Origin of the sequence: Acinetobacter sp. YH16040_T (assembly GCF_024605785.1) — a bacterium.
Lineage (GTDB): Bacteria > Pseudomonadota > Gammaproteobacteria > Pseudomonadales > Moraxellaceae > Acinetobacter > Acinetobacter amyesii.
In genome coordinates, this window is record NZ_CP094541.1 from 2585405 (window position 1) to 2612213 (window position 26809).

The window sequence follows — 26809 nt, forward strand, 5'->3', positions numbered from 1 at the left end:
AGCATAACTGCAAAAAATTGCGATGCAATTTCGAAACAATTACACATTGATCTGCGCTTAATTACATAATTGCGTTAATATTTTATTTTTCAAGACCGCAAAAGAAAAATATATGAGCTATTTATTGGCACTCGATCAAGGAACGACTTCAAGTCGTGCGATCATTTTTAACGAACATGGACAAGTTCAAGCTACAGCTCAACGGGAAACCCATATTCAAACCCCACATTCGGGTTGGGTGGAGCAAGATGCTCAGGAAATTTGGAGTACCCAAATTGCCGTCGTACAACAAGCGCTCGCCTCTGCTCGCATCCTCGCCAAAGACATCAAAGCCATTGGCCTGACCAATCAACGTGAGACCACTGTGGTTTGGGATAAACGCACAGGTCAACCACTTGCTCCTGCAATTGTTTGGCAAGACCGCCGTGCAACCGAGTGGTGTGGGCAACTAACTCAACAAAACCTCAATGACCTCATTCACAAAAAGACCGGTTTACGTATCGACCCCTATTTTAGTGCTGGGAAATTGGTCTGGTTATTAGAACACACCCAAGGTCTACGTGAACTCGCAGAGCAAGGTCATGTGGCTTTCGGCACGATTGACAGTTGGTTGGTGTGGAACCTGACACAAGGTGCAGAGCATGTGATTGAAGCCAGCAATGCCTCACGAACCATGCTAATGAACTTGCAGCAACAAGCTTGGGATGAAGAACTCTTAGAATTATTTGATATTCCCCTGTCGGTCCTTCCTAAAATCATCAGTTCAGATGAATATATTGCAGATACCGCTACAGGTTTACTTGGCGCAAACATTCCCATTACCGGCATTTTAGGTGATCAGCAATCCGCGCTATTTGGACAGTCATGCTTTGAAGCAGGAACAGCAAAAAACACCTATGGTACAGGCTGTTTCATGCTCTTTAATACCGGCACTGAAGTTCAATATAGCCATAATAAATTACTCTCAACACTTGCATGGCAAGCTCAAGGTCAAACCCATTATGCACTTGAAGGCAGTGTATTTATGGCTGGCGCTATCGTGCAATGGCTAAGAGATGGTTTAGGGATTATTCAAAAAAGCAGTGATGTTGAAAAACTTGCGTGCCAAGTTGAACACACCGATGGCGTGGTTCTGGTTCCTGCCTTTACTGGGCTAGGCGCTCCACATTGGGATAGTGATGCCCGCGCCCTCCTCTGTGGAATGTCACGAGGTACTAATAAATCCCACATAGCTCGTGCTGCCTTAGAGGCCATTGCCTTTCAAGTGTCGGATGTATTGACCGCCATGCAGTCCGACCTGTCTAGTCCACTTAAAGAACTCCGGGTCGATGGTGGTGCCAGTAGCAATGATATGCTGATGCAATTTCAGGCCGATATCTTAAATGTGCCTGTACTGCGTCCTAAACTTTTAGAATCAACTGCATGGGGCGCTGCCGCAATGGCCGGACTCAAAGCGGGTGTGTTTTCAAATCTTGATGAAATTGCCGCTTCATGGCAATTAGAACGTGCTTTTGAACCAAAAATGAATGCAGATCAACGTGAATTTCATTTGGCTCAGTGGCAATCTGCACTTAAACGGGCGCGCTCGGACCTTTAATTTTTTTCAATCTACACCGTGCGCAATAAAAAACCGCTCATTCGAGCGGTTTTTTTATACTTGATAATATTTAATGTGCATGAGCACCACCCACACCTGCTTTAGGTCGTGGACAGAGCCAAATGATGAGTGCAGCGAATATAAAGACACCCGCCAGTACTAAAAACACATGATTGGCTGAAAGCGTTAAGGCTTCTTTATCCACCAAACTGGAGATATATCCCAAAGCAGCTTCTGAGCTCATTCCATGATTCACCAAGGTGTTTTGTACCTCAGTAACATGTAAATTACTGACCATTTCACTGCGTGCGACTTTGGTGTGATCATCCCAAATGGTTACTGCAATCGACGCTCCAATTGCCCCTGCCATGGTTCTTAAGAAGTTCATCAAACCTGCCGCAGATGCCATGTCTTGTGGCAATACAGATGCCAAGGCCATATTTGACAAGGGAATAAAGAAAAATGGCACGGCAAAACCTTGTAATATTTGCGGTAAAGCCAAAGCCATAAAGTCTGCATCCGTAGTCCAAAAGGCGCGCATAAGGGTTACACCACCCAAGATACTTAAACCAAAACTCGCCAAAGCACGTTGATCGTATTTGGTTGCAAGCTTCGCAACAATTGGCGACATGGTCAAACTACCGACGCCCATCGTTGCGGTGAGATAGCCTGCCCACGTTGCGGTATAGCCCAAGTTGATTTGTAACCACTGCGGAATCAGGACAATACTGCCAAAGAAGGCACCAAAACCAAAGGCCAAAGCCAAGACCGAAATGGTAAAACTTCGGTACTTAAACAGCAGTATATTCACCACAGGATGCCGCTCAGTCAGCTCCCAAATCGTGAAAATAATCAACCCAACAAATGCCGTCAGTGCCAGTACCACGATAAATGGATGATTAAACCAATCTCGTTCATGACCCAAGTCCAACATCAATTGCAAGGCACCGATCCACAACACCAACAGCAGTAAACCACCGCGGTCAATTTTCAATTTCTGTGTTGGAGTTTCAGCCGTTTTCAGTAAGCGCATCGCTGCGATTGCACAACCGATCCCGACAGGAATATTGATAAAGAAAATCCAATGCCAAGATAAATTATCACTGATCGTACCACCCAAAATTGGACCTAAAATGGGACCAACGACGGTAGTCATTGCCCACATCCCCATGGCTTGGGATTGCTTTTCAGGAGGGAAAATGCGCATTAACAACGTTTGGCTCAGTGGCATAATCGGGCCACCAAACAAGCCTTGCCCAATTCGGCAAAACACCAACATTTCCAAACTGGTCGATAAACCACACAGTATCGAAAATACTGTAAAGCCAAACAGGCTGATCACAAAAACCCGTACAGAACCAAAGCGTCCAGCGAGCCAACCGGTTAATGGCACACAAATCGCTTCTGCCACAGCATAGGAGGTAATGACCCATGTCCCTTGGGATGCCGATACTGCAAGGCTACCGGTAATATGCGGCACAGATACATTGGCAATGGTCATGTCGAGCACAACCATAAAGTTCGCCAATGCCAAGACCAAGGCAGCGAGAATCAGACGACCACCTTTTAGGTCAGTCATTTGCATTTGCTGATTCATAGGCAATTACTTCGATTTCAAGTCAATCGTCGCTTCCATAGACAGCCCCACACGGAGTGGGTGTTCTGCCAACTCTTTTGGATCTAAACGTATCCTCACAGGTAAACGCTGAACCACTTTAATCCAGTTTCCTGTGGCATTTTGTGCTGGAATCAAGGCAAATGCTGAACCTGTGCCACCAGAAAAACCAGTGACTATGCCATTAAATTTAACTTTGTCACCATACAGATCAGATGTCAGTTCAACTTTTTGACCCGCTTGCACCCCTGCCAATTGGCTTTCTTTAAAGTTGGCATCAACATATAACTGAGAGACTGGCACCACCATCATTAATGACGTTCCCGGTGCAATGCGTTGCCCAACTTGAATATTACGACGTGTCACCACACCATCAAAAGGTGCTTTGATTTGTGTACGTTCTAAGTCTAACTGGGCTTGTTGTAGACGTGCTTGCGCAACTAAAACATCTGGGGTTGAGTTTTCATTGCTGTCTTGAATTAATGCATCATTCGCCGCTTTATTACTTTGCGCCGCTTTTTGACTAGATTTGGCTTGAGCGAGCCCTGCTTGAGCCACATCAAAACTGGCTTTAGCGGTATTCACAGCACTTTGCGCTGTGCTTAATTCTTCTTTAGAAATCGCACCCGAAGCAGCCAATTGTTGACGACGTTGTAATTCATCTTGTGCTTTATTCAGATCGGCTTGTGCCTTGGCGACTTGTGCGCTTGCACTATGAATCGCATCATCACTGACAAAGATTTGTGAGTTTAAAGAGCTACTATTCGCCGCTGTTTGTTTGTATTGGCGTTTTGCTTTAAGTAATTCAGCCTGAGCTTGAGCTAAGGCAATTTCAGCATCACGAGCATCAATGCGAACAAGCACATCGCCTTTTTTCACTTGCTGCGTATCACTCACCAAAACCTCTGCCACTTGCCCCGTGACCATCGAGGTAATCGACGCTGTTTCTGCACCGACATAGGCATTATCGGTACTGACGGAATGATTTAGAAATATTGACCAAATCAAATACATCACCAAAGCAATCACGATCAATACAGCCACTATACCAAGGCCTTTTTTTCTGCGTGCTTTTAATTCCTGATCGGTGGGCTGCTCTGTAGATGGGGTTTCTGGCAGGTTACTAACGGTATCTGTCATAGATTTGTCCTAAATCTAGCAGACTTGGTCATGGCATCATGAGCTTTGCAAAGCATGTCAACTTTGCTGTCAGATAATGGTGTCGTGAGAAAGTCTATCTTCTTCAATTTTCCGGCATTTTAAAGCTAAAAAATCATATCCTGAGAATAGAAAATGTAACTCGTCAGTCTTTTTTTCGTCGGCAACAGGATAAAATCATGCCCTGCTGCCAATACTGGACTTTATTTTTTCATCATTTTGAATGTGTTAACTTAAAAATGGCTTAATAAGCATACGATGCAATCGCCGTTGCAATCGCTTTACCTTCATCATTGACCATGGTCATACGCATAGTGCAACCCTTACGGCCTAAACGTAAGGTTTCAGCTCGTGCAAGGAAATACTGTCCACGTCCTGGCGCCAAATAATCTACACGCATATCGACAGTAGCTAAGCGAGATACCTTTTTACTCGTTTCTGCTAGATCTTCAGCTGTGGCCTTTTTATACAATTCTGCCATCGCAGAGATACCACCGATACTGTCGAGTAGGGTTGCCGCGACGCCACCATGTAAAATTTGGAATGCGACATTTCCAATTAAATTACTGGCCATGTCCACACGTGCTTCGATCTGACCATCGATCACCGTCATTTTCATTGCATTGTGTACAAAAAATGGGGAGCTGTTAAATGCTTGAGCAATGTTATTTAATAAAGTATCGATTTCATTCTTCGAGTTTAGGTCAATATTACCGGTCCAACTCTTATTTACATCTGTCATAGCCTACTCGAATCGCTGTCATTGAATAAAAAAATAATACGGGGTGCGCCAAACCCTCATTATGCGTCTACAATAGTCAAAGTTTAATACTGATCAATGAGATTGTTATGACCTATACGTTCAATCGTCCAGCTTTTCCTGCCACTCGCATGCGTCGCATTCGTAAAAATGACCAGCTTCGCGCTATGGTGCGTGAAACTCAACTGACGACTGATCATCTCATTTATCCAGTATTTGTGTTGCCAGGCCAGCAACAAACTCAAGATATTCCAAGCATGCCAAACGTACAGCGTCTATCTGCTGACTTGTTACTAAAAAAGGCAGAACGTTTACTCGAATTGGGTGTTTCAAAATTAGCTTTGTTCCCAGTTACACCACAGGAAGATAAAAGTTTAACGGCTGAAGCAGCTTGGCATGAAGATGGCTTAGTCCAAAGCACCATCCGTTTATTAAAAAAAGAACTACCAGAAATGGTTCTCATCACTGATGGTGCGCTCGATCCATACACCACACATGGTCAAGACGGTATCATTGATGATACCGGCTATGTACTGAATGATGAAACCGTTGAATGCTTAATTAAACAAGCGCTCAGCCATGCCGAAGCGGGTGCAGATGTGGTTGCACCCAGTGACATGATGGATGGTCGTATCGGTGCAATTCGCCAAGCCCTTGAAGCCAATGGCCATATCTATACCAACATCATGGCTTATTCTGCAAAATATGCGTCTAGCTTTTACGGGCCATTCCGTGATGCGGTAGGTTCTTCAAGCAACCTCAAAGGTGGCAATAAATATAACTATCAAATGGACATCGGTAACCGTGCAGAAGCTTTACATGAAATCGCACTGGATATCCAAGAAGGCGCCGACATGGTGATTGTAAAACCGGGTATGCCGTATTTAGATATCGTCCGTGAAGTCAAAGATAATTTCGGTGTTCCAACATTTGTCTATCAAGTGAGTGGCGAATACGCCATGTTGGCAGGTGCCATTCAAAATGGTTGGCTGTCTGAAAACGTGATTATCGAATCGCTGATGAGCTGCCGCCGTGCAGGTGCAGATGGGATCTGGACTTACTTTGCTGAAGATGCAGCACTCATGTTGAAAGACATGAAATAACCTGCAAAGCCTTCCTGAAATGGTAACGTTCAGGAAGGCTTTTTTTATATCTGTAAAATTTAAAAAACAGTCTTGGAAGAAAAACTTCGGCGTTGCTGAAGTTAAGATCAAACTCATACATTCATCGGTTAAAAGAACATGAATATTGCCATTATTGGGGCGGGTATTAGTGGTTTACTCAGCGCATTGGAATTGGTTGAACGTGGTTGTACGGTGACGATTTTCGACCAACAACGCACAGGTTCTGCTGCATCATGGGCCGGTGGTGGCATCCTCTCCCCGATGTATCCTTGGCGATATCCCAATGAAGTCAATGCGCTCGCACGTTATGGCAAGCAGAGCTACCAAAAATGGAATGAAAAATTAAAACCTATGACTGGGATTGATTTTGAAATTCATGAAACTGGCATGTTGATTTTTGATGAAGATGATTTTGAAATCGGCTTAGATTATGCCTGTTTGCACCAAGATCCCATGCAACAGGCGGAATATTTACAATCCGAGCAAATTGAGCAGATTAATCCTCACATTTCAGCACGCTTTGCACATGGCATTTATTTTTCACAATTAGCCAACATCCGTAATCCGCGACTTTTGCAGTCATTAACAGCTTATTTACAGCAGCATCCTAAAGTTCAGATTTATGAACATTGCCTGATCCACCAATTAAACCGTTCGGACAATCGTATCCAGTCCATCACCACCGCAGATGGCAAACAACATACAGCAGATCAATTCGTTATTGCCACAGGCGCTTGGTCAGCCGCGTGGAGTGAACAACTGGGCATTGAGATACCCGTACAACCTGTGCAGGGACAAATGCTTCTCTTTAAAACCCCGCAAAATTGGTTGCCGACCATGTGCATGAATAAGGTCATGTACTTAATTCCACGCCAAGACGGTCATGTGGTTTGCGGCTCAAGTATGCGCCAATGTGGTTTTGATACTCAGACCACAGATGCAACCTTACAGCATATTCAAGAATCATGCTTTGACATGGTGCCAGAGCTTGCCAACTTTCCAATTGTGAAATCTTGGGCTGGCCTGCGCCCATCTTCCCCTGAAGGGATTCCGTATATTGGGCAGATACCAAATTTCGACAATCTTTGGGCAAATTTTGGGCATTTTAGAAATGGTTTATGTATGGGACCTGCTTCAGCTCAGTTATTGGCTGAACTGATGACTGGTGAAACACCTTCATTCAATGCAGACCACTATAGTCCGACTCGCCTGTTTCAAGATGCATTGTTAAGCGTCGAATAATGGTCAATCCGTCAAATTCAACTAAGCCAATAAATCCTGCAAGGCTTCTTTTAATGTCGGAAATTTAAACTCAAAGCCTTGCTGTAATAAAGCAACTGGCTGAACCAATTGACCATTTAAAATTAATTGCGATTGCTCACCCAATAAAATTTTAAAGATAGTTGCAGGCACATTGAGCCACGGCTTTTTGGCTAATTGACGTGCTGCAATCTGCGCAAACTGAGCCTGCGTCGTTTTTTCCGGCGCAACTAAATTAAAAATATGCGGATCGATTGGCGTGGGTTCAAGCAACCCATATTTTTTCTCTGCTTGTTTCATTAAAAACAGCATACTTCGGATCACATCTTGTATATGTATCCACACAAAAGGCTGCCGACCGGAACCTATTTTGTTGACCAAATTGAGCTGAATCGGTCGCAGCATTTCCGGTAAGATTCCGCCACCTTCAGCCAAGACCACACCTAGTCGTGTGATAATGGTATTTTGTTCAGGAAATTGGCGTGTGACTTGCTCCCAACGTTGACATAGCTCTGACATAAAAATGGCTTGTGGTGCAGCATTTTCATCGCACACTTTTGTCCATTGTTCTTCAATATCAATACCATAATAACCAACAGCCGAACCTGAAATAATGCATTTCGGAAAAATTTTACGTTTACGTAAATATTGATACAGCGCTTCTGTGGTTTTGACCCGACTTTCTAATAATTGCTGTTTACGCGTCTCTGTCCAGCGACCTTTGCCGATACTTTCACCTGCAAGATTAATCACATAATCAATTCTGTCATGAGGAATTTGATCGAGCTGCTGTACCCAAGTTAAATGTGGTGATTTAGAAATACGCCCAGCCATACGACTGAGCCCAATCACTTTATAATCCGCAGCTAAAAGTGCCTTGATGAGATGTGTGCCAATAAAACCGCTGCCACCTGTCATCAGTACTGTGGGCTGATGCATAATTTGTTCTTATCTATCTATATGAAATAATACTATTATCTATAGAACAAGATCACCAGATGATCAAGCATTATGCACCAAACTTTTGAGCAGCCATCCGCTGTGCTTGCGGACCATAAAACCAATAGGTGATTAAATACAAAGGGATAGCCATCAGTAACAACATGATCACCATTAAACTCATAAACTGAGGATGTTGAACATAGAGCATTAAATTTTGCCAAATTTCAGGATCTTTTCTTGAAAAAATTGCGATACCCAAAAGTACAAAAGCTAAATTATATAACCAAAAAATCAGGCTAAAACCTAAGGTAAATTTTTTACGCTCTGCCTGTGTCGGTGCTCTCTGATTTTTATTTAAAAACCGAAATAACACCACGATCATGGCAATCAGATAGGGTACGACCGTTAAAATACCACCTACACCCTGTGGCAATAATGCAGCGATCACACCGCAAATACAGGTCATGATTAAACAAATGAAAAAAAACAAGAAAAAATAACGTGTTAAAGACACCATGACCTTAACCCAAGAAGAAGTTGACACCTAGTATAAAAAAAAATGCATTTTTTTTCATTTTCATGTCAACCAATCTGTAAACGGCTACGTTATATAGGGTACAAGGTCTGTAGCAACCGATGATTTGGACGGCATCCACAATGTTTCGGTGACCTTTTTAAAAGCAATAAGCTTCATTTTGAATTTAAGTATGAACAGCAGCCATCACTTAAATTTAAAATCGATTTTTTGACCGACGATTTCATCATCACTCGAATCGTCGGTCTTTTATTTTGTGCCTCATGCATTTAGCATCGAATTTTATTTTTATATTCTACACCCAAAAAAAATCAGCCGATAAAAATATCGACTGACTAAAAACTTGCTGCAACTTTAAAATAAGTCACAACAGCAAAGCCATGTTATGCAGCACAATAGCGATTACGCCCCTGTCTTTTCGCTACATAGAGGTTTTTATCGACCTGATCCAAAAATTGCATTCGATTATCTAGATCTGATGGAATAATGGTTTTTACCCCCATGCTGAGTGTGACGAGTTCAGACACCGCTGAAGCTTTATGCGGTAATCGTGCAGCACGCACGGCCTCCATAATTCTATCGGCCATCACTGCTGCTGCTGCCTCATTGGTTTCTGGTAAAATCCAAGCAAATTCCTCACCACCAAAACGCGCGACTAAATCACGAGGTCGTGTACAACAAGATTCCAAACTTTTAGCAATTTGACGCAGACAGGTATCCCCAATCACATGACCATTCAAGTCATTGTATTGTTTAAAATAATCTAAATCGATCAAAATTAGACTCAGCGGTTTTTGCGTGCGGATTGCGTTTAACCATTCACGCTGGTAAAAGTCATCAAACAAACGTCGATTGGCAATACCGGTTAAGCCATCTTTATATGAATATTCTTCGAGCTGACGTTGCAATTTTTGTAACTGTTCTTCTTGTTTTTTACGTTCGGAAATATCAAACATAAATCCTACGAGGCAATCTACATCACCATTTGGTTTACGCACGACATGCACAACATCACGTATCCAAAGATATGAACCATCCTCTTTAAGTGCGCGATAATCTGCCTCATGATCTATACCAGCCATCGACTGCGAAACACAATAATTCAGTACATAATTACGGTCTTCCTCATGCATACGTGATGCCCAATCATCTACCGTTTTCCAACTACTTTGTTTCCAACCGAGTAACTTTTCAATTTGCGGTCCAATATAACTAAATGTTTTACTGTCCCAATCAATACACCAAGGAATGGCTAATGTAGACTCTAATAAAGTCTTATACACCATATTATTTGCAAGTTTTTCTTCATCAAAAGGATTATTTGGCATGTTGCATCTCCTGCTACCCCAAATGCAGGTAATACACCTGCTGTACAACAATTGATCTACATACAGGATTAGAACAACATTTTATATTCCTAGTTCTTGGTATTTTTTAGCCTAATTTCAAATCTCTGCTATTTGAAATGTGCAATCCATCAAACAAAGAGTAATAACAATGAACCAGCTCTGCTATTTTGAAATTCAAAGCTCCGATCCAAAGCGTGAAGTGGCCTTTTATTCTGCGGTTTTCGGTTGGTCATTTATCCCAGTTGAAGGGCTACCGATTCAATACTTCCGTATTGAAACTCAAGGCATTCATGGTGGCCTGTTAGAACGCCCTGCTCAGACTCCACCAACGCACTGCGGCACCAATGCATTTACCTGTAGTTTTGAAGTTGAAGATTTCGACCATATCGCTGAGAAAATTTTGGCGCAGGGTGGTCAAATTGCCATGGAAAAATTTGCGATTCCTGGTCAATGTTGGCAAGGCTATTTCTTAGACCCAGACCACAATACCTTTGGCCTCGTACAAGTCGATCCAAATGCACAGTAACAGCTTAGATTGATGACCTTGTAACTGTCGAGAACGACTTAGTTTGACGTATGAATGATTAATCACCCTCGAAAATGTGAACATCTGTGATACTTTAGACCCCAATCAATTTTTTTGATTTTTGGGGGCTTGCATGACTGTTCGTTTTTTTCATACTTCTGATTGGCATTTAGGACAATTCTTCTATAACCACTCACGTGACTACGAACACGAACAGTTTCTTCATTGGTTACTCGAACAAATAGAACAAAAGCAGCCGCATGCCCTGCTGATAGCTGGCGATATTTTTGATGTCATCAACCCAGCTTCCAAAGCGCAAAAACAGCTCTATCAATTTTTAGCCGATGCGCATGTGCGTGCCCCGCACATGCAAACCCTGATGATCGCAGGCAATCATGACTCAGGTTACCGTATTGAACAAGTTGAGCCATTATTAGAAAAATACCATGCCAAAGCTGTTGGCGTGGTCCATAAAAATACTGAAGGTCAGCTCGATTTAGACCGATTACTCGTGCCTATTTATGATGAACACAAAAATATTGTGGCATGGTGTCTAACCTTACCTTTTTTACGGGCTGCCGAGATCACCGGATTCAATGATCAAACCACCAATAGCCAAAACGCTATTACCTATGTGCATCAGCAATTAATTGCGGAAGCCAAAGCACGTAAAACTTCAGATCAAGCCTTAATTTTAATGTCACATGCCCACATGCAAGGCGGTGAAACGTCGGACTCAGAGCGCCCGATTATTATTGGCAATGAAGAAGCGCTTTCGACTGCCCTATTTGATGATGTAATTGACTATGTCGCACTTGGGCATTTGCATAAACCGCAAAAAGTTGGACAAGCCCATATCCGTTATAGCGGCTCACCGATTCCCCTGTCATTTAGTGAAATTAATTATAAGCACCAAGTGCTTGAGATCAGTATTGATCCAACTCAAACAGATGAATCACGCTTTCAAATGGGGTCCTTAGCAATTCCGCGCAGTGTGCAATTGCATCGCATCAAAGGCACAATTCCAGAAGTTTTGGCACAATTATCTGCTTTGGCGAGCGGTGAAATTGAAGATATTGATCAGCGTGAATATGTCGAAATTGAATACCATACCGACACCCCGCCTGCACCTAATTTAAGACAGCAGTTTGAAGAGGCTTTAGCGCCGAACCGTTATCGGTTGGTGCGCATCAGCCGCCGTTATTTAAACTCAGATCAAAATAATCAGCAACAAGCCGCAATCAACCTTGATCCACCTACGCCTGAAAAATTATTCCAAAACCTTTGGGAAAAACAAGGCTATGGTGCTGATGACACCGTAATGAAAGATTTTTTAAGTTTGGTCGATGAAGCACAAAAATCACTTGAAGATGAAGTGAACGCTTAAGGAATTGCCATGAAAATTTTATCTATACGTATTAAAAACTTGGCATCTTTAGCGGGTGAACATTTTATTGATTTTGAATCTGAGCCTTTAGCCAGTGCAGGCTTAGTAGCAATTATTGGCAAAACTGGTGCAGGTAAATCAACCATTTTAGATGCCATGTGTTTGGCGCTGTTTAATCGTGTGCCACGTTTAAAAGACAGCGATGGTAAACTGATCGATATCGATGGTTCAGAGTTGCCAACCAACTCACCGCAAACCGTATTACGCCGTGGCACAGGTCAAGGCTTTGCCGAGCTCAGCTTTGTTGCCCAAGACCAAAAAGTCTATTCAGCGCGTTGGGAAATTAAACGTGCCCGTGAAAACCCAAATGGCAAATTGCAAAGCGTACAGCGTTCACTGAAATGCTTAACGGATGGCAGTGTCGTTGCAGATAAAACTAAAGCGGTTGAGAGCCAAATTTTACGCATTACTCAACTCAGTTTTGAGCAATTTACTCGTGCTGTTTTACTGGCTCAGTCAGAAGTGACCGCTTTTTTAAAAGCGCGTGATAATGAACGTGGCGAGCTATTGGAATATCTGACCAATTCCAGTATTTTCGGAAAAATTGGTCAATTGGCCTTTGAAAAAACTAAACAAATTGCCAATCAGCGTAAAGAGCTGGAAAATGTTTTAGGACATATTGAAATATTGTCTGATGAAGATCTAATAACAACCACGAATCAATTCAATACGGTTTCTACAGAATATAAAAAGCTGGAAATAGAAAAATCAGCGTTCGAAAAAAATCAACAGTGGTATGAACAAAAGCAAAAATACGAAACTGATGTGCAAGCACGTCAGCAACAACTACAAAATCAGCAACAACAACTTGATGCACTTGCGCCTGAAAAGCTACAACTGCAACAACTTGAACGCTTTTCATCTATACGCCCAAGTGTAATTCAACAAAAAAATATCAAGCTTGAAATTGCACAATTACAGCCGCAATTGACACATGCACAACAGCATTTTTCAGAGATTGAACAACAATTCAATGCTGAAAAAACCATCTTTGAAAAAATAGATACAGAACAAAAACAACAGCATCAATTTGAGATTCAACATCAAGACAAAATTAAACTGGTGCGTGACCGGATTGCTGAACGTCTTGTATTGGTAGATCAATTACGCAAAGCGCAAGGTGATTTTAAAGAGATTGAAAACCAACTTGTTCCGCATATCAACAATGAAAAACAGATGAAGGAACAGCTTGAGCAACTGCAAACCAATATTGCTCAACACACGGCACAGCTAGAAAGTTCAAATCACTTTGCCTCACTCGATGATGCACTTTCAGCGCATATCACACAGACTCAACGATTTATTCAAAGTTATGCACAATTTGAAAAAAATTATGGCAATGTGCAACAAGCCAATACACAATTACAGACACAACAAAAACAACTTGAAAAATTAACGCAAACATTTGGGCAAGAAGATGCGCTCAATCAGAAAATTTCATCACTACGTTACGAACGTGACCAGCTTTTACAAAAATTAAATCAGCTCAATGTTGTTCAGCAACAATGGCAAAGCTTCCAAAATATTGATGCTGAAAACAACAATCTCATGACGGTGAAACGTACACTAACTCAGCAAATTAAACAAAGTCATACGCAGCTAAAAACGGCCGAACTTACCTATCAAACGCAGAAAAATGAGCGTGAAAAACTGCAACACATGTTGCAACAACAGCGCTTACTGAATACGGAAAATATTGAAAAATTGCGTGCAGATTTGGTCGATGGCGAAGCGTGTTTAGTCTGTGGAAGTACCCATCATCCTTATTCAGAAAAAGAAGCTTTTTCTGATGAATTACTGAAACTACAAACGCAACAAGAACAACAAGCACTTGCATTGGAAAAAGTGGCTTTCGAAGCTTGGCAAAAATTACAAACCACCTCCACTCAGCAAACCGCGTTAATGGATGCCAATGCGCAACAGCTAGCGACCTTAAAAATACAACTAGATCAGGCAAAAAATGCGCTTCAACAACAATTAAATATTCTAAATATTTCTTTTGATTTTTCACATCAGCATGAAGCCTTGGCGCAACTGATTCAGACAAGAATCAATGAATCACAACAAGCGCAAAAACAAACTGAAGATGCCTTAATTTCACATGAAAATGCTCAAAAACAAAGTCATGCACTCATAACTTCAATTCAACAAACCACACAGCACTTATCCAGTGTGCAACAAGCTGAAATCAATATTCAGCATATTCTCATTGTGTTGAATGACGTAGAAAAAAAATTATGGGAACAGTCGACTTTAAGCGCGGCTAAACAGATTTATCACACACTACAACAACGTCAAAATTACTTAAAGCAACGCCACGAGTTAAATACTCAATATAATCAAACTTCACAACAGCTTGAGCACTATCAGCAACAAATTAAATTTAGTCAGGAAAAAATTCAAACGGCTCAAAATCTTATTGAAAATTTAACAATTGAGGGCAAAAAAAATAGTGATATTGCGATTCAAACTATTTTTGAGATGACCCAAACACAAGTTGAAAAACCACATGATTGGTTAAATGATTTTGACCAAAACAGACAACTGTTACAGACGAGATTCAATCAGGCTCGTCAAACATTCGATCAAGTACGTCAAGCCTTTGAAACCAGTCAAAGTCGCTTAAAAGAATACCTCACCCAGCAAACACAATTAGTCACTCAAATGAGGCATGTTGAAAATACGCTTCAACAATGGATGAGCCAAAATTCAGAATTTAGTGAAACGCTGTTAGCGCAACTTAGTGCAATTTCATATGAACAAGAACAGCAGCTTAAACAGCGTGTTTTAAATGCAGAACGTGCCTATTCAGATGCTCAAGCAGGTATTCAGGCTATTCAAGAAACGTTGAAACAGCATTTAAAAACACAGCCTGAAATACAAATTTTACAAATCGAGCGTGTCATTGCACTAAATCTTAAAGCCCTTGCAGAACAGCAAGAACTTAGAGATCAACTTAAAAGTAAGTTAGATGTTCATTTTTCTAACCTCAGCAAACAAAAACAATTTGCCGATCAGATTCAACAGATCCAATCTGAAGAACATCGTTGGAATAAAATTTCGAGCTTAATGGGCGATGCAACGGGCAAGAAGTTCCGTGATTTGGCGCAGCAATATAACCTTGATATTTTAATCGAGTATGCTAACCAGCAATTGGCGATACTTTCACAGCGCTATACCTTAAAGCGCCTTGAAAATTCCTTAAGTCTAGCCATTATCGATCATGACATGGATGGCGAAACTCGCTCTGTCTCTTCGCTTTCAGGTGGTGAGTCGTTCTTAACAGCACTCGCTTTATCCTTAGCCATTGCAAGCATGGCATCAGGAACAACGAAAATCGAAAGCCTATTTATTGACGAAGGATTTGGCACGCTAGATGCCTCAAGTCTACACATGGTGATGAATGCTCTAGATCAGTTGCAAAACCAAGGCCGTAAAGTAGTATTGATCTCGCATATTCAAGAAATGCACGAACGAATCCCTGTGCAAATTCAAGTCAATCCTGTCGGAGCAGGTGCAAGCACCATCCAAATCGTATCTTAAAAAAAGCCTGCTTAAAGCAGGCTGTATAATTTTTGCTTCTCTAGCTCGCTACGTCCCGAGTGGACGTAGCGTTAAAATCTGTTCACTACGCCCAAATGGGCCATGGACATCATGCAATACAGAACTACTCAAACCAACACCATCCGCTCCATACTGCTGCACGGTTTCCAGACCTAACCACTGTCCCTGTGGTAAACGGTGCAAATGGATTTGTAGATCCAGATTTGGAAAGCCCCAGCCAAATGGCCAATCCTGACGCGGAACAATACCATTGGCGGTATCAACCATGCCCATTAAACGGACAAAATCAGCAGTCGGCTCACCTTCAACCATGTCATGCTGTGTTCTCAGCCACACAATGCCTTGACCTGCACGGCGCCCATGGCTTCTTGCTTCAATCGACTGAATATATCCCCCCGGCCACTGACGGATACCGTCCCAAATCGGCGCAGTTTCTGGCCCAGTCACATCAGCATCCTCCAAACCTTTCACGGACTGGCTATTTTGCGTCATCATGCGCCAAGTGCGTGCCACAATGCAGGTTTTGCCCTGAGCCCGCATTTCAGATTCAATCAGTTCAATGGTTTTTCCCGGACGAATCACTTGCGTGATTATTTCAAACTCGCCAGCAGGAATTAAGCCCAAAATATCGAGGCTAATGCGCCCGATACGCATATCATGACGTGGTGAAAAACGGTCTAATTCAGCACAAATAATGCCTGTAGCTGGTGCCATGTGTTGCTCATGTGCATTCCATGCACCTTGTGCTAAATTGGTCGAATGGTAATGTGCCGTGACACAGCCTTGCGCATCTACGTCGCGTTGAATCAACTGATAATATGCCGTCATGAACTTCCCTATTTGTCCAAGTGTGAATTACTTCAATATCAAAAACATCCTGATTATTTTGTACTCAACTTTAATGGAAAGTTCAAATTAAAAGGCTCACTTTGAACCCATAGGTTTCATCTATTGTGAAAATTTATCTGCTGTGCTTACACTTTATAAGCCTAGTTTTTGAAAGCAGGCTGAATCTTCTGTCCTATTTTGAATAATCACGTGCGCCAAACAATGCTGTCCCCACGCGAACCATCGTTGAACCCGCAGCAATCGCATCAGTCATATCGCCTGACATCCCCATACTTAATGTATCCCAATCTTCAGGTTTCGCATGCTGTGCTTTGACGTGTTCAAAGAGCATTTTGGCATCAGCAAACGCTTGCGGATTGTTTGGAGCAGGAATCACCATCAGTCCACGTAAGCGTAAATTCGGTAGCGTAGAAATCTGTGCGACCAAACCTGCTACTTCATTCGGCTGACAGCCATCCTTCGTATCTTGCGCATCAATATTGACTTGTAGGCAAATATTCAAAGGTGCTTGCGTCGCTTCTCGCTTGCTTGATAAACGCTCCGCAATAATCAAACGGTCTACCCCATGCACCCAAGCAAAGTTTGAAGCCAAATGTTTGGTTTTATTGCGCTGTACATGACCAATGAAATGCCAATCAATCTCTAAATCTGCCAAAGCCTCAATTTTTTCAAGCGCTTCTTGCAGATAATTTTCACCAAATGAGCGTTGCCCCGTTGCATACATTTCTCTTAGCATTTCAGCAGGATGCGTCTTAGATACAGCCAACAATTCAACCGATTGCTGTGGTCGACCCGCAAGTTGGCAAGCCTGCTCAATTTGCTGCAAGACTTGATTTCGTGCTTCTTGAAGTTTATTCATTGACGAGGTTCTCATTTCATTCATCTTTTTTTGCATTGCCCTTCAACTAAGTGTTGGTTAAGCTGTGGGAAAGCCTTATTATTCTATCAAAATAATTAAGATTTAATTTTTATCTCGGGGATTTTATGGACATTACAGAACTATTGGCCTTTGCTGCCAAAAATAACGCTTCGGATTTACATTTATCTTCTGGTATGCCACCAATGATTCGTGTGGATGGTGAAGTTCGTCGTATCAACCTTCCTGCTCTTGAACACAAAGAAGTACACAAATTGGTTTACGACATCATGAACGATAAACAGCGTCGTGATTACGAAGAAAAATTAGAAACTGACTTTTCATTTGAAGTCCCTGGTGTGGCACGTTTCCGTGTGAACGCATTTAACCAAAACCGTGGTGCTGGTGCCGTTTTCCGTACCATTCCTTCAAAAGTATTAACCATTGAAGATCTTGGCATGGGCCAAATCTTTAAAGATATTTGTGAATATCCACGTGGCATCGTACTGGTGACCGGTCCAACGGGTTCGGGTAAATCAACCACGCTTGCTGCGATGGTCGATTACATTAACGACAACCGATATGACCATATTCTAACGGTCGAAGACCCGATCGAATTTGTACACGAATCTAAAAAATGTTTGGTCAACCAACGTGAAGTACACCGTGATACCCACGGCTTTAACGAAGCACTTCGTTCCGCACTGCGTGAAGACCCGGATATTATCTTAGTCGGTGAGATGCGTGACCTTGAAACCATTCGTTTGGCACTGACAGCCGCTGAAACAGGTCACTTGGTCTTCGGTACTCTACATACCACCTCTGCGGCAAAAACCATTGACCGTGTGATTGACGTATTCCCTGCTGAAGAAAAAGACATGGTTCGTGCCATGTTATCTGAATCACTTCAAGCCGTAATTTCACAAACCCTACTCAAGAAAAATGGTGGCGGTCGTGTGGCTGCGCATGAAATTATGATTGGTATTCCTGCGATCCGTAACTTGATTCGTGAAAACAAAGTTGCGCAAATGTATTCTGCGATTCAAACGGGTGCCAACTACGGTATGACCACACTCGATCAAAGCCTAAAAAATCTTGTCGCAAAAGGCATTATTAGTACGCAGACTGCACGGACTGCAGCGAAGCAACCCGAATCTTTCTTGTAATTTTTTTATTTTTTTGGGGCGATCGTTATGGATTTTAACGGCTTACTTGATTATATGGTGGAGAAAAAAGCATCGGATTTGTTCATTACAGCCGATGTTGAACCCTCGATTAAGATCAATGGGCAAATTTTGCCAATTGGCTCGACTAAGTTACCGGGCCCGACTGTCGGTCAAATCTTACATTCGATTATGTCTGACAAACAGCGTAAGGAATTTGCCGATACGCGCGAATGTAACTTTGCCATTAGCAATACCAGTAAATCTGCTCGTTTTCGTGTCAGCGCCTTTCAACAACGTGACCAGCCAGGTATGGTGCTGCGTCGTATCGAAACCGTTATTCCAACGATGGATGAGTTGAAATTACCGCCGATTTTAAAAGAATTAGCGATGACCAAGCGTGGAATTATCATTTTCGTAGGTGCAACGGGTACAGGTAAATCAACCTCTTTGGCATCTTTGATTGGCTATCGTAATGAAAATAGCAAAGGTCATATAATTACAATTGAAGACCCGATTGAATTTGTACACCAACACCGAGGCTGTATCATTACCCAACGTGAAGTGGGTATTGATACCGACTCTTTCGAAGTTGCCTTAAAGAATACGCTACGTCAGGCACCTGACGTGATTCTGATTGGTGAGATTCGTTCACGAGAAACCATGGACTATGCGATTGCCTTTGCTGAAACCGGTCACTTGGTTTTTGCAACACTGCATGCCAACAACGCCAACCAGGCCATCGACCGTATCATTCACTTCTTTGAAGCGGATCGTCATAGTCAGCTATTCATGGACTTGTCTTTGAACTTAAAAGCAATGGTTGCGCAGCAGTTGATTCCAACCATTGATGGTAATTCACGTCGTGCTGCCATTGAGATTTTGATCAACTCACCTTTAATTTCAGACTTAATCCGTAAGGGTGAAGTGCATGAAATTAAAGACCTGATGAAGCGTTCTCGTGAACTGGGTATGCAAACCTTTGACCAAGCCTTATATGACCTTTATAAAGCCAAGCAAATTAGCTACAAAGATGCGCTCAAACATGCCGATTCACCGAATGACCTGCGTCTACAGATTAAATTGTCTGAAGAAGGCGGTGAGCATTTACTGCGTGCAAATTCAAATATTACCTTTGATGGTCAACATTAATTTTGCTTAAATGCTTTCGGAAATAAAAAACAGACTTCATATGAAGTCTGTTTTTTATTCATTCTCATCCGCATCGGATTATTTTTTACGATATGCTTCTTGGCATTCAGGCGCATCACAATAGCCATAAAGATTTAATGAGTGACCTGTAAGTTGGAAACCAAATTTTTCTGCCACTTGATGTTGCTCATGCTCAATCACATCATTAGTAAATTCCACCACTTTATTGCAGTTTTGACACACAATATGGTCATGGTGATCTTCTTGCATAATCTCAAAAACAGAATGATTGTTTTCAAAATGATGGCGTTGAATAATACCTGCAGCTTCAAACTGTGTTAACACGCGATACACAGTTGCTAAACCCACATCTTCACCTTGTTCAAGTAAAGTCTTATAAATATCTTCTGCGCTTAAGTGATGTTGTCTTGAATTTTCAAGCAATTCCAATATTTTAATTCGTGGAAGTGTAACTTTAAGTCCAGCTTTACGTAAATCTTGATTTGAAATAGGCATGAAAAAAGGTCTCTCAACAAAATTAAAGTTGGAATATGCAACAAAGTTTAGATGCAGTATGATCTATCCTTGGATCAAATGCATCATAATTAATTTGGGATAGTTTAGCAAAATGCAAAAAATCATGCTGACGTTATTCGTCACTTCATTGCTCGTAGGCTGTTCAACCTTGGGCGTTTATAAAGTTGATATTCCACAAGGTACACCTTTAACTCAAGCACAAGCGGCTAAAATTCAAGTGGGAATGAGCCACCAACAAGTTCGCTTTTTGCTAGGTAGTCCAACTGTTGCCGATCCAATGAATCCGTTACGTTGGGACTACATTTATAAGTATACCCCAGGAACATATGCTAAAAAAGCCAAGATTCCTGCTGCACATGGTCAACACTTAAAAATCTTCTTTGACCAAAACGGTATCGTTCAAAAAATTGAAGGCTTAGAAACCATTCCAGAGTCTCAACCTGGCTTACCAGGTTCTAAAGAAGCGATTTTAACTGCGCCACCACTATAGTCGCTTTCAGATAAAAATAAACCCCTAAATTTAGGGGTTTTTTTTATAAGTACAATTGTTTGAAACGATTGCCTCGACAATAACGACCAACGGGATTTTTCTTGGCGCGATTACGACGAATATCTTTCGGATTAATGGTTAATGCACGATAGATTTCGACACGATCACCTGCTTCAAGTAACTGAGATGAATCGCTTACACGCGCCCCGAAGATTCCTAGTGTTAATACTTCTGGTAAATCTACTTGTTTTCGAATGCCACTTTGCACAATAGCATCTTCAACCGTCATACCGGGATTAAAGATTAGGGGAATTAATATCTGCTGTTCCACGCTCGCATAAGCCACCCACACTTGTAACTGAGCTGTCATTAGAATAACTGCCCAATCACAGCCACCAATGCCAATATTATTGACAAGGGCACTACGATACGTACAGCAATACGCCAAATATTATAAAAGGTTTCATGACTGAAGTTCATTGACTTACGTAGATGACTAATCTTCATAATCCAACCTGCGAAAATCGCATAAATCAGACAAATAATTAAGCCCCAAATCAACAAGGCAATATTAAATACTGGAACAACAGTGCTCAGTGCCCATACAAAAACCGCAACCAATAAAATCGCCCATTGCACCACTATGGCCAATTGGCGTTGTTGTAATTGTTCACGTGCCATTTGAATCAGCAATGCTGAAGCTGCGACTAAACCCACAACCAGTGCTAAAGCAGATACTTGTGCTTTTGCTGCGAAAAAGGCAAAAGCAACCACTGCCAAAAGTTGAGCGATCCAAATCGGAAATACCGTTTTGCTTGCAATCTCTTGTTGCTTCACGGCTGGTAAACTTGACTGCCAATACAAGCCCATCCCCAAACCACTTGCTACGAGCGCCAAGACAGTTGCATTGCCCCACTCACTAAATTCGAGCGCAGTCATTTTCCACTCTGGTAAGGCAGTTCCCATAACATTCGCTAAGACTACTGCAGCAATCACACCAATAGCGGTCAAAATCACTAAAAATTGGCGTGGTACAAACGACAATGCAAATGCAATGACCGCAAGGACAGCCAAAATAATGCTATAGGCAAAGCCATTAGCTGTAAAAATTGCCACATATTGCGACGCGGCTGAAAGCATGGCACCTGCTAAAAATGGAATAAATACTACGGCAAGCCAACCGACTATACGCCATTTGGGTGAAGCATCCGCATCACGTGTTAGCGAAGACAGTGCTTGAACTGCTGTAATTTTTGAACGTTTTGCTAAAGCAATTTCCAAATAACATAGCGGTAAAGCTAAAATAAGCATTGTACCTAGCCACAACAGCCAGAAATCTAGCTGACGTTCAATTTGAATACCTGTTACCGGTGCTAAAGTTGCAATAATGATAAAAGATAAACAGAACGCCATCAGTGGCGATAACCATTTCGACATCGCATTGTCCTGCATGACAAATTCCTTTGAAAATTCTAGCGCTATTTTGCCTTGCTGTGCCTTGAAAATCAAAAACAAAAAGCAAATCACCTTAAAGGTGATTTGCTGCGCAAATGATATTATTAGAATTTAATTGTTTTTATTTCATTTTTTGAGGTTATGAAAAGAAACGTGCAAACCAATTTTTGCCTTTTTTCTTTTCTTTTTCTTTGATGATACCCATCATATTTTCTTTAACCGCACCGACATAATCAGCATCATCGTGCTGAATATGGTTAATCAGCCATTTTGAAAGCACTTCATGTAATTCATTTTCAATCGCATGCCCCATTTCAAAACGGTCACGGTAAGATTCAATTTTTTTAATAAATAAATCATGTACGCGTTTATGTGGCACACGATATTTATAACCCGCTTCTTCTTGTAAAGATTCTTCGAAGGTAAAATGTGATTGCGTGTAATCAATAATGTTTTCCAGAATTTGTTTTACACGATCACGATCTGTATTTGCGTCAATGCCATCAATTTCATTGATGTAGTCAAGAATCCGTTTGTGTTGATCGTCAATCACATCGATACCAGTATTGTATTCTGGAACCCATTTCATTTTCATTACGACCACCTATAAATATGAAGGACTTATCACGTAAATTTCATCATATAATTAAAGAACTTAAATAAAAATGAAGTAAAAAGGTTGGTTTTAATTGAAATACTGCCATTTACATTGTAATCAATTGTTTTTATTATGTTAATTTATTTAATCCCGAGTATAAAGCTAAGATATTTTTTAATCAATTCAATATCTTAGAAAACACCCTTAATTCAATAAAGTGTAAGATATTCATTTTTATAATGAATATCTTTCATTCAAAATTAATACTGATCTGCACGTGTGACACGTTTTAAAGATGGGTCCAGCCGCTCACGTTCTAAACGTTCAACAACCGTCTTTGCAGCACGAATTGGACGACCATGTTGAAATAAAATCATTTCACCCGGCTCAAATGCTGTCCAAACTTCATTTTGCGTTAGGGGTTCAGTGGTAATCACGGCAACACGGTCTTCAGGCGTGGTGACTTCACTAAAATCAACTTCAACATCAATATCAATCAACTGTGCAGGTTGAAATGGGAACTCTCGAACCAGCCAATGCAGCTTGGTAATCGCATAACTAAATAGCGCCTGCCCATTCGACAAACAAAAATTAAAGGTGCCATGTTCTGCAATTTGCGGAGAAATTTCCAATAGCAGATCAAACACCTGATCGAGTGTTGGTTCGGTATAACCAAAACGTTTCACCATTTGCTCGAGCAAATAGCAAAAGGCCAATTCACTGTCGGTATTGCCGACGGGAGTGAAGCGCCCTGTGAGCTCAGGCTGAAAGCCATGTAGGTCGCCATTATGTGCAAAAATCCACTGTCTGCCCCACAATTCACGACTAAATGGATGTGAGTTTTCAAGATTAATTTTGCCTTGTGTCGCTTTACGAATGTGTGCAATCACATTGCGAGATTTAATCGGGTAGTTTCGGATCAGCTCAGCAATCGGAGACTCTACAGCAGATTGATTGTCGACAAATAAACGACATGCTTTATCTTCAAAAAAAGCGATACCAAAGCCATCACAATGATCTGAGGTAATTCCTGCTCGCTGCGAAAATCCCCGAAACGAAAAAGTTATATCGGTAGGAGTCGCACAATTCATTCCGAGCAGCTGGCACATATCGATCATTTCAGCAGTAAATCTATGATTTCTCTATTGTGCATGACAGTTTTAGTTGTTGTAAATCTAAAATCGGCGCCATTGTAAGAGTTTTTATAATCCAACAGGGCAAATACATTATTTGATCTTTTCAAAAGTTACTTAGCCAACTGATAAATAATAAAAAAGCCTCAAAAGAGGCTTTTTTATATCAAAAAATGCTAAGTATCTTAAGCTTTTTTCACATTGGTTCGATTGGTGATTAATGTACCCACACCATGATCCGTAAAGATTTCAAGTAATGTTGCATGAGGTACACGACCATCAACAATATGTGCGCTGATTACGCCGCCTTTGACTGCATCTAATGCACAGCCAACTTTCGGAATCATGCCGCCATAGATCACGCCAGTTTCAATCAAACGATCGACTTCTTGGGTGGTTAACCCAGTCAGCAGATTTTTATTTTCGTCTAAAACACCCGTGATATTGGTCAATAAAATTAGCTTTTCCGCACCCAATGCTTCAGCCACTTTACCTGCAACCAAGTCAGCATTGATGTTATAGGTGTTGCCGTCTTCGTCTACACCTAATGGTGCAATCACAGGAATAAAATCGCTTTGGGTAAACATTTCAAGTACGTCAGTTTTCACACCAACCACTTCGCCAACTAGACCTAAATCAATCTGTTTTACTGAACCATCTTCGGCTGTTTTTTCCATCAATAATTTTTGCGCACGGATCAAATTACCATCTTTACCCGTTAAACCAATTGCACGGCCACCGTGTTTATTGATTAAGTTCACAATCGATTTGTTCACGCTGCCGCCCAAGACCATCTCGACAACTTCCATCGTTGCAGGATCAGTCACGCGCATACCGTCGATACGATCAGACTCACGGCCTAATTGTTTGAGGAATGAATCCACTTGTGGACCACCGCCATGAACCACAATCGGATTTAAACCAACCGTTTTCAGCAGCACGATATCACGTGCAAATGAGCTCTCAAGCTCAGGATCGGTCATGGCATTACCACCATACTTCACTACCAGCGTCTTACCCGCAAAACGTTGAATATACGGCAAAGCTTCCGTCAGGATTTGTGCTTTGTCGATGCCAGTATGTTGATGTGGCATTTGCCTCTCCTTATTGAGCATCTGGAATGTCATGAGCAATGTCTGGATAGTGCTCAACTAACATGGAAACAAACAGATCTCGTATTTCTTTTAAGCGTGCTGATGAGTTGGCATCAAAGCGTAAAGTGAAATACTCACCTGTATTCGATGCTCGAATGATGCCAAATCCATCATCAAAATCAAGGCGTATTCCATCAATTTTACTGATTTGTGCCAGAATTCGCGTAGAATTGGCTTCAACCTGCTTTAAAACTTCCGCTGGATCATGCTGATGCGTACTGACATATAAATCTTCGGTACTAAAGCGCTCTGGATATTTCGCCAAAGCTTCTGACAATGTCAGCCCCTGAGTTTGAATATATTCTAAGACCCTTAAGGCAGCATATAGACCGTCGTCATAGCCACCACCACGACCGTCATTAAAAACATAATGCCCTGCGTATTCACCACCAAAAACCGCTTTGCCTTTAGATTGGGAAATATATTTTCGCAAGAAACTACTGCCCGTTCGAATCATGACAGGCTGCGCATCTAGATCAGACACGGTATCCCGAATCATTGTTGAACATTTCACATCAAATACCACCTCTGCATGTGGTTTTTGAGTCAAACAAATTTCAGCAAATAAACACAATAATCGATCTGCAGAAACGACTTTGCCAGTCTCATCAATCAGCACTAAACGATCACCATCACCATCTAAAGCAATGCCAATATCGGCTTTTTGTAGCTGTATGGCTTGGCGGAGATGGGTTAAATGTTTGAGCTGTGATGGATCTGGAGCATGATCAGGGAAATGTCCATCAGCTTGGCAACGTAATGCCAAAACTTCACAGCCTAATTTATTTAATAATAAGGCTGCACAATGCCCAGCTGAACCATGCATGCCATCGATCACCACTTTAAGCGGTTGCTGTAAATGAATGTCATCTAAAATAAATTTCTGATAAGCCAAACAATATTCAGGCTTGATTTCGTGTGGCTCAAGTTCAGTCATCAAATGCACACGTTCCGATGAAAAACAATTTTGTGCTTCGACTGCAACGTGTTGAATCATCTCTGGACAAGGTGGCTCACCTTTGATAATCCACTTGATACCATTATCTGATTTTGGATTATGACTCGCCGTCACCATAATGCCATTGCCTTGAAATTGTCCCGCAATAAAATACAACATCGGGCTTGAGCAGCAGCCAATAATTTCCGCTTCAAGGCCAGCCTCATGGCAGACTTTTTGAATTATTTTTGCATAGGTTGGACTGGTTAAACGCGCATCATAGCCAATAGCAAGTCTCTTTTGCCCTACATCTAAATATTGTTTGACTAAGCCACAAGCAATTGACTGAACTAAATCAGCATTTAAGAGCGATATTTTCCCACGAATGTCATATGCACGAAAAATATGTTGCGGAAAGTGACTAAACAGTGAACCCATACTATGTTCTTCTAATTACATCTTTATTAATTAAAAAATCTTAAATTCTATTGAGAATTTAAGCTTTTAATTAAAGGATAAAATCCTGAAAAAAAGTGTAGCTTTTTTATAACAATTTTAGTTAATAATCAATTAATAATATTTAAATACTGATCTAAAAATTACAATAA

At 41.4% G+C, this 26809-nt stretch carries 24 protein-coding genes; 9 read left to right on the forward strand and 15 right to left on the reverse strand.

Features of this window, described 5'->3' with window-relative positions; all coding sequences use genetic code 11:
- Window positions 1–112 precede the first annotated feature (112 nt).
- Complete coding sequence (gene glpK, locus MST16_RS12655; RefSeq protein WP_180010036.1) at window positions 113–1597, forward strand: glycerol kinase GlpK; 1485 nt, start codon at window positions 113–115, stop codon at window positions 1595–1597.
- A 70-nt stretch (window positions 1598–1667) separates the two neighbouring features.
- Here the strand turns inward: glpK and MST16_RS12660 are convergent, their stop codons facing one another.
- The 3 genes from MST16_RS12660 to MST16_RS12670 all read right to left on the reverse strand — a co-directional run bounded on the left by MST16_RS12660 (window position 1668) and on the right by MST16_RS12670 (window position 5112).
- Window positions 1668–3194, reverse strand: a complete 1527-nt coding sequence (locus tag MST16_RS12660; RefSeq protein ID WP_180010035.1) for a DHA2 family efflux MFS transporter permease subunit — start codon at window positions 3192–3194, stop codon at window positions 1668–1670.
- A gap of 6 nt (window positions 3195–3200) precedes the next feature.
- On the reverse strand, window positions 3201–4352 hold the full coding sequence (locus MST16_RS12665; RefSeq protein ID WP_180010034.1) for an efflux RND transporter periplasmic adaptor subunit: 1152 nt from the start codon (window positions 4350–4352) through the stop codon (window positions 3201–3203).
- 262 nt (window positions 4353–4614) lie between these two features.
- On the reverse strand, window positions 4615–5112 hold the full coding sequence (locus tag MST16_RS12670) for a thioesterase family protein (protein WP_180010033.1): 498 nt from the start codon (window positions 5110–5112) through the stop codon (window positions 4615–4617).
- Window positions 5113–5219: 107 nt separating this feature from the next.
- Between MST16_RS12670 and hemB the strand changes: the two genes are divergently transcribed.
- Both hemB and thiO read left to right on the forward strand, forming a co-directional pair.
- Entirely contained in the window at window positions 5220–6233 is a 1014-nt protein-coding gene (hemB, locus tag MST16_RS12675) for a porphobilinogen synthase (RefSeq protein ID WP_180010032.1), read from the forward strand.
- Window positions 6234–6371: 138 nt separating this feature from the next.
- On the forward strand, window positions 6372–7496 hold the full coding sequence (gene thiO / locus MST16_RS12680) for a glycine oxidase ThiO (RefSeq protein ID WP_180010031.1): 1125 nt from the start codon (window positions 6372–6374) through the stop codon (window positions 7494–7496).
- Between the two features lie 21 nt (window positions 7497–7517).
- Here thiO and MST16_RS12685 read toward each other — a convergent pair whose 3' ends face one another.
- The 3 genes from MST16_RS12685 to MST16_RS12695 form a co-directional block, all read right to left on the reverse strand.
- Window positions 7518–8453 (reverse strand): TIGR01777 family oxidoreductase, encoded by a 936-nt coding sequence (locus MST16_RS12685; RefSeq protein WP_180010030.1) that lies wholly within the window; start codon window positions 8451–8453, stop codon window positions 7518–7520.
- Window positions 8454–8523: 70 nt separating this feature from the next.
- Window positions 8524–8973, reverse strand: coding sequence for an ABZJ_00895 family protein (locus MST16_RS12690; RefSeq protein WP_180010029.1), 450 nt, complete (start codon window positions 8971–8973; stop codon window positions 8524–8526).
- A gap of 401 nt (window positions 8974–9374) precedes the next feature.
- Window positions 9375–10319: a GGDEF domain-containing protein gene (locus tag MST16_RS12695; RefSeq protein ID WP_180010028.1), complete on the reverse strand. Its 945-nt coding sequence runs from the start codon at window positions 10317–10319 to the stop codon at window positions 9375–9377.
- A gap of 169 nt (window positions 10320–10488) precedes the next feature.
- Here MST16_RS12695 and MST16_RS12700 point away from each other — a divergent pair, with 169 nt between their 5' ends.
- The 3 genes from MST16_RS12700 to MST16_RS12710 all read left to right on the forward strand — a co-directional run bounded on the left by MST16_RS12700 (window position 10489) and on the right by MST16_RS12710 (window position 15856).
- On the forward strand, window positions 10489–10866 hold the full coding sequence (locus MST16_RS12700; protein WP_180008234.1) for a VOC family protein: 378 nt from the start codon (window positions 10489–10491) through the stop codon (window positions 10864–10866).
- Window positions 10867–10999: 133 nt separating this feature from the next.
- Window positions 11000–12253 (forward strand): exonuclease SbcCD subunit D C-terminal domain-containing protein, encoded by a 1254-nt coding sequence (locus tag MST16_RS12705; RefSeq protein WP_373686313.1) that lies wholly within the window; start codon window positions 11000–11002, stop codon window positions 12251–12253.
- 9 nt (window positions 12254–12262) lie between these two features.
- Complete coding sequence (locus MST16_RS12710) at window positions 12263–15856, forward strand: AAA family ATPase (RefSeq protein ID WP_180010026.1); 3594 nt, start codon at window positions 12263–12265, stop codon at window positions 15854–15856.
- Between the two features lie 48 nt (window positions 15857–15904).
- On the opposite strand, the gene MST16_RS12715 is transcribed toward MST16_RS12710, so the two are convergent.
- Complete coding sequence (locus MST16_RS12715; protein ID WP_078193098.1) at window positions 15905–16705, reverse strand: thioesterase family protein; 801 nt, start codon at window positions 16703–16705, stop codon at window positions 15905–15907.
- A gap of 193 nt (window positions 16706–16898) precedes the next feature.
- The gene (locus tag MST16_RS12720; protein ID WP_180010025.1) at window positions 16899–17585 is read right to left on the reverse strand and encodes a YggS family pyridoxal phosphate-dependent enzyme; all 687 of its coding nucleotides are present in this window, start codon (window positions 17583–17585) and stop codon (window positions 16899–16901) included.
- Window positions 17586–17710: 125 nt separating this feature from the next.
- Between MST16_RS12720 and MST16_RS12725 the strand changes: the two genes are divergently transcribed.
- Both MST16_RS12725 and MST16_RS12730 read left to right on the forward strand, forming a co-directional pair.
- Complete coding sequence (locus tag MST16_RS12725; protein ID WP_078190026.1) at window positions 17711–18748, forward strand: type IV pilus twitching motility protein PilT; 1038 nt, start codon at window positions 17711–17713, stop codon at window positions 18746–18748.
- A 27-nt stretch (window positions 18749–18775) separates the two neighbouring features.
- Window positions 18776–19897 (forward strand): PilT/PilU family type 4a pilus ATPase, encoded by a 1122-nt coding sequence (locus tag MST16_RS12730; RefSeq protein ID WP_168379063.1) that lies wholly within the window; start codon window positions 18776–18778, stop codon window positions 19895–19897.
- A gap of 78 nt (window positions 19898–19975) precedes the next feature.
- On the opposite strand, the gene fur is transcribed toward MST16_RS12730, so the two are convergent.
- The gene (gene fur, locus MST16_RS12735; RefSeq protein WP_078193101.1) at window positions 19976–20413 is read right to left on the reverse strand and encodes a ferric iron uptake transcriptional regulator; all 438 of its coding nucleotides are present in this window, start codon (window positions 20411–20413) and stop codon (window positions 19976–19978) included.
- A gap of 112 nt (window positions 20414–20525) precedes the next feature.
- On the opposite strand from fur, the gene MST16_RS12740 reads away from it, so the two are divergent.
- Window positions 20526–20924, forward strand: coding sequence for an outer membrane protein assembly factor BamE (locus MST16_RS12740; protein ID WP_078193102.1), 399 nt, complete (start codon window positions 20526–20528; stop codon window positions 20922–20924).
- 43 nt (window positions 20925–20967) lie between these two features.
- Here the strand turns inward: MST16_RS12740 and MST16_RS12745 are convergent, their stop codons facing one another.
- From MST16_RS12745 to MST16_RS12770, 6 genes are all read right to left on the reverse strand, one after another.
- Entirely contained in the window at window positions 20968–21294 is a 327-nt protein-coding gene (locus tag MST16_RS12745; RefSeq protein WP_180004252.1) for an RnfH family protein, read from the reverse strand.
- Window positions 21294–22376, reverse strand: coding sequence for a hypothetical protein (locus tag MST16_RS12750; RefSeq protein ID WP_180004250.1), 1083 nt, complete (start codon window positions 22374–22376; stop codon window positions 21294–21296). Before MST16_RS12750 ends, MST16_RS12745 begins: the two co-directional genes overlap by 1 nt.
- 142 nt (window positions 22377–22518) lie before the next feature.
- A complete protein-coding gene (locus MST16_RS12755; RefSeq protein ID WP_078190032.1) occupies window positions 22519–22974 on the reverse strand; it encodes a bacteriohemerythrin in 456 nt (151 codons plus the stop codon).
- Between the two features lie 263 nt (window positions 22975–23237).
- Complete coding sequence (locus MST16_RS12760) at window positions 23238–24086, reverse strand: class II glutamine amidotransferase (RefSeq protein WP_180010024.1); 849 nt, start codon at window positions 24084–24086, stop codon at window positions 23238–23240.
- 209 nt (window positions 24087–24295) lie between these two features.
- Window positions 24296–25204 carry an acetylglutamate kinase gene (argB, locus tag MST16_RS12765; RefSeq protein ID WP_078190033.1) on the reverse strand — a complete coding sequence of 303 codons (909 nt, stop codon included), beginning with the start codon at window positions 25202–25204 and terminating at the stop codon, window positions 24296–24298.
- 10 nt (window positions 25205–25214) lie between these two features.
- Window positions 25215–26639, reverse strand: coding sequence for a phosphomannomutase/phosphoglucomutase (locus MST16_RS12770; protein ID WP_180010023.1), 1425 nt, complete (start codon window positions 26637–26639; stop codon window positions 25215–25217).
- Window positions 26640–26809: the final 170 nt, after the last annotated feature.

Excerpts from the sequence above, each read along its gene's own strand:
- MST16_RS12720 (WP_180010025.1), bottom strand. The coding sequence starts at position 17,585 with ATGAATAAACTTCAAGAAGCACGAAATCAAGTCTTGCAGCAAATTGAG.
- hemB (WP_180010032.1), top strand. The coding sequence starts at position 5,220 with ATGACCTATACGTTCAATCGTCCAGCTTTTCCTGCCACTCGCATGCGT.
- MST16_RS12715 (WP_078193098.1), bottom strand. The coding sequence starts at position 16,705 with ATGACGGCATATTATCAGTTGATTCAACGCGACGTAGATGCGCAAGGC.
- MST16_RS12725 (WP_078190026.1), top strand. The coding sequence starts at position 17,711 with ATGGACATTACAGAACTATTGGCCTTTGCTGCCAAAAATAACGCTTCG.
- MST16_RS12705 (WP_373686313.1), top strand. The coding sequence starts at position 11,000 with ATGACTGTTCGTTTTTTTCATACTTCTGATTGGCATTTAGGACAATTC.
- MST16_RS12755 (WP_078190032.1), bottom strand. The coding sequence starts at position 22,974 with ATGAAAATGAAATGGGTTCCAGAATACAATACTGGTATCGATGTGATT.
- MST16_RS12710 (WP_180010026.1), top strand. The coding sequence starts at position 12,263 with ATGAAAATTTTATCTATACGTATTAAAAACTTGGCATCTTTAGCGGGT.
- MST16_RS12695 (WP_180010028.1), bottom strand. The coding sequence starts at position 10,319 with ATGCCAAATAATCCTTTTGATGAAGAAAAACTTGCAAATAATATGGTG.
- MST16_RS12690 (WP_180010029.1), bottom strand. The coding sequence starts at position 8,973 with ATGGTGTCTTTAACACGTTATTTTTTCTTGTTTTTTTTCATTTGTTTA.
- MST16_RS12745 (WP_180004252.1), bottom strand. The coding sequence starts at position 21,294 with ATGACAGCTCAGTTACAAGTGTGGGTGGCTTATGCGAGCGTGGAACAG.
- argB (WP_078190033.1), bottom strand. The coding sequence starts at position 25,204 with ATGCCACATCAACATACTGGCATCGACAAAGCACAAATCCTGACGGAA.
- MST16_RS12730 (WP_168379063.1), top strand. The coding sequence starts at position 18,776 with ATGGATTTTAACGGCTTACTTGATTATATGGTGGAGAAAAAAGCATCG.
- MST16_RS12665 (WP_180010034.1), bottom strand. The coding sequence starts at position 4,352 with ATGACAGATACCGTTAGTAACCTGCCAGAAACCCCATCTACAGAGCAG.
- MST16_RS12685 (WP_180010030.1), bottom strand. The coding sequence starts at position 8,453 with ATGCATCAGCCCACAGTACTGATGACAGGTGGCAGCGGTTTTATTGGC.
- MST16_RS12670 (WP_180010033.1), bottom strand. The coding sequence starts at position 5,112 with ATGACAGATGTAAATAAGAGTTGGACCGGTAATATTGACCTAAACTCG.
- MST16_RS12740 (WP_078193102.1), top strand. The coding sequence starts at position 20,526 with ATGCAAAAAATCATGCTGACGTTATTCGTCACTTCATTGCTCGTAGGC.
- MST16_RS12770 (WP_180010023.1), bottom strand. The coding sequence starts at position 26,639 with ATGGGTTCACTGTTTAGTCACTTTCCGCAACATATTTTTCGTGCATAT.
- fur (WP_078193101.1), bottom strand. The coding sequence starts at position 20,413 with ATGCCTATTTCAAATCAAGATTTACGTAAAGCTGGACTTAAAGTTACA.
- thiO (WP_180010031.1), top strand. The coding sequence starts at position 6,372 with ATGAATATTGCCATTATTGGGGCGGGTATTAGTGGTTTACTCAGCGCA.
- glpK (WP_180010036.1), top strand. The coding sequence starts at position 113 with ATGAGCTATTTATTGGCACTCGATCAAGGAACGACTTCAAGTCGTGCG.
- MST16_RS12700 (WP_180008234.1), top strand. The coding sequence starts at position 10,489 with ATGAACCAGCTCTGCTATTTTGAAATTCAAAGCTCCGATCCAAAGCGT.
- MST16_RS12660 (WP_180010035.1), bottom strand. The coding sequence starts at position 3,194 with ATGAATCAGCAAATGCAAATGACTGACCTAAAAGGTGGTCGTCTGATT.
- MST16_RS12760 (WP_180010024.1), bottom strand. The coding sequence starts at position 24,086 with ATGTGCCAGCTGCTCGGAATGAATTGTGCGACTCCTACCGATATAACT.
- MST16_RS12750 (WP_180004250.1), bottom strand. The coding sequence starts at position 22,376 with ATGCAGGACAATGCGATGTCGAAATGGTTATCGCCACTGATGGCGTTC.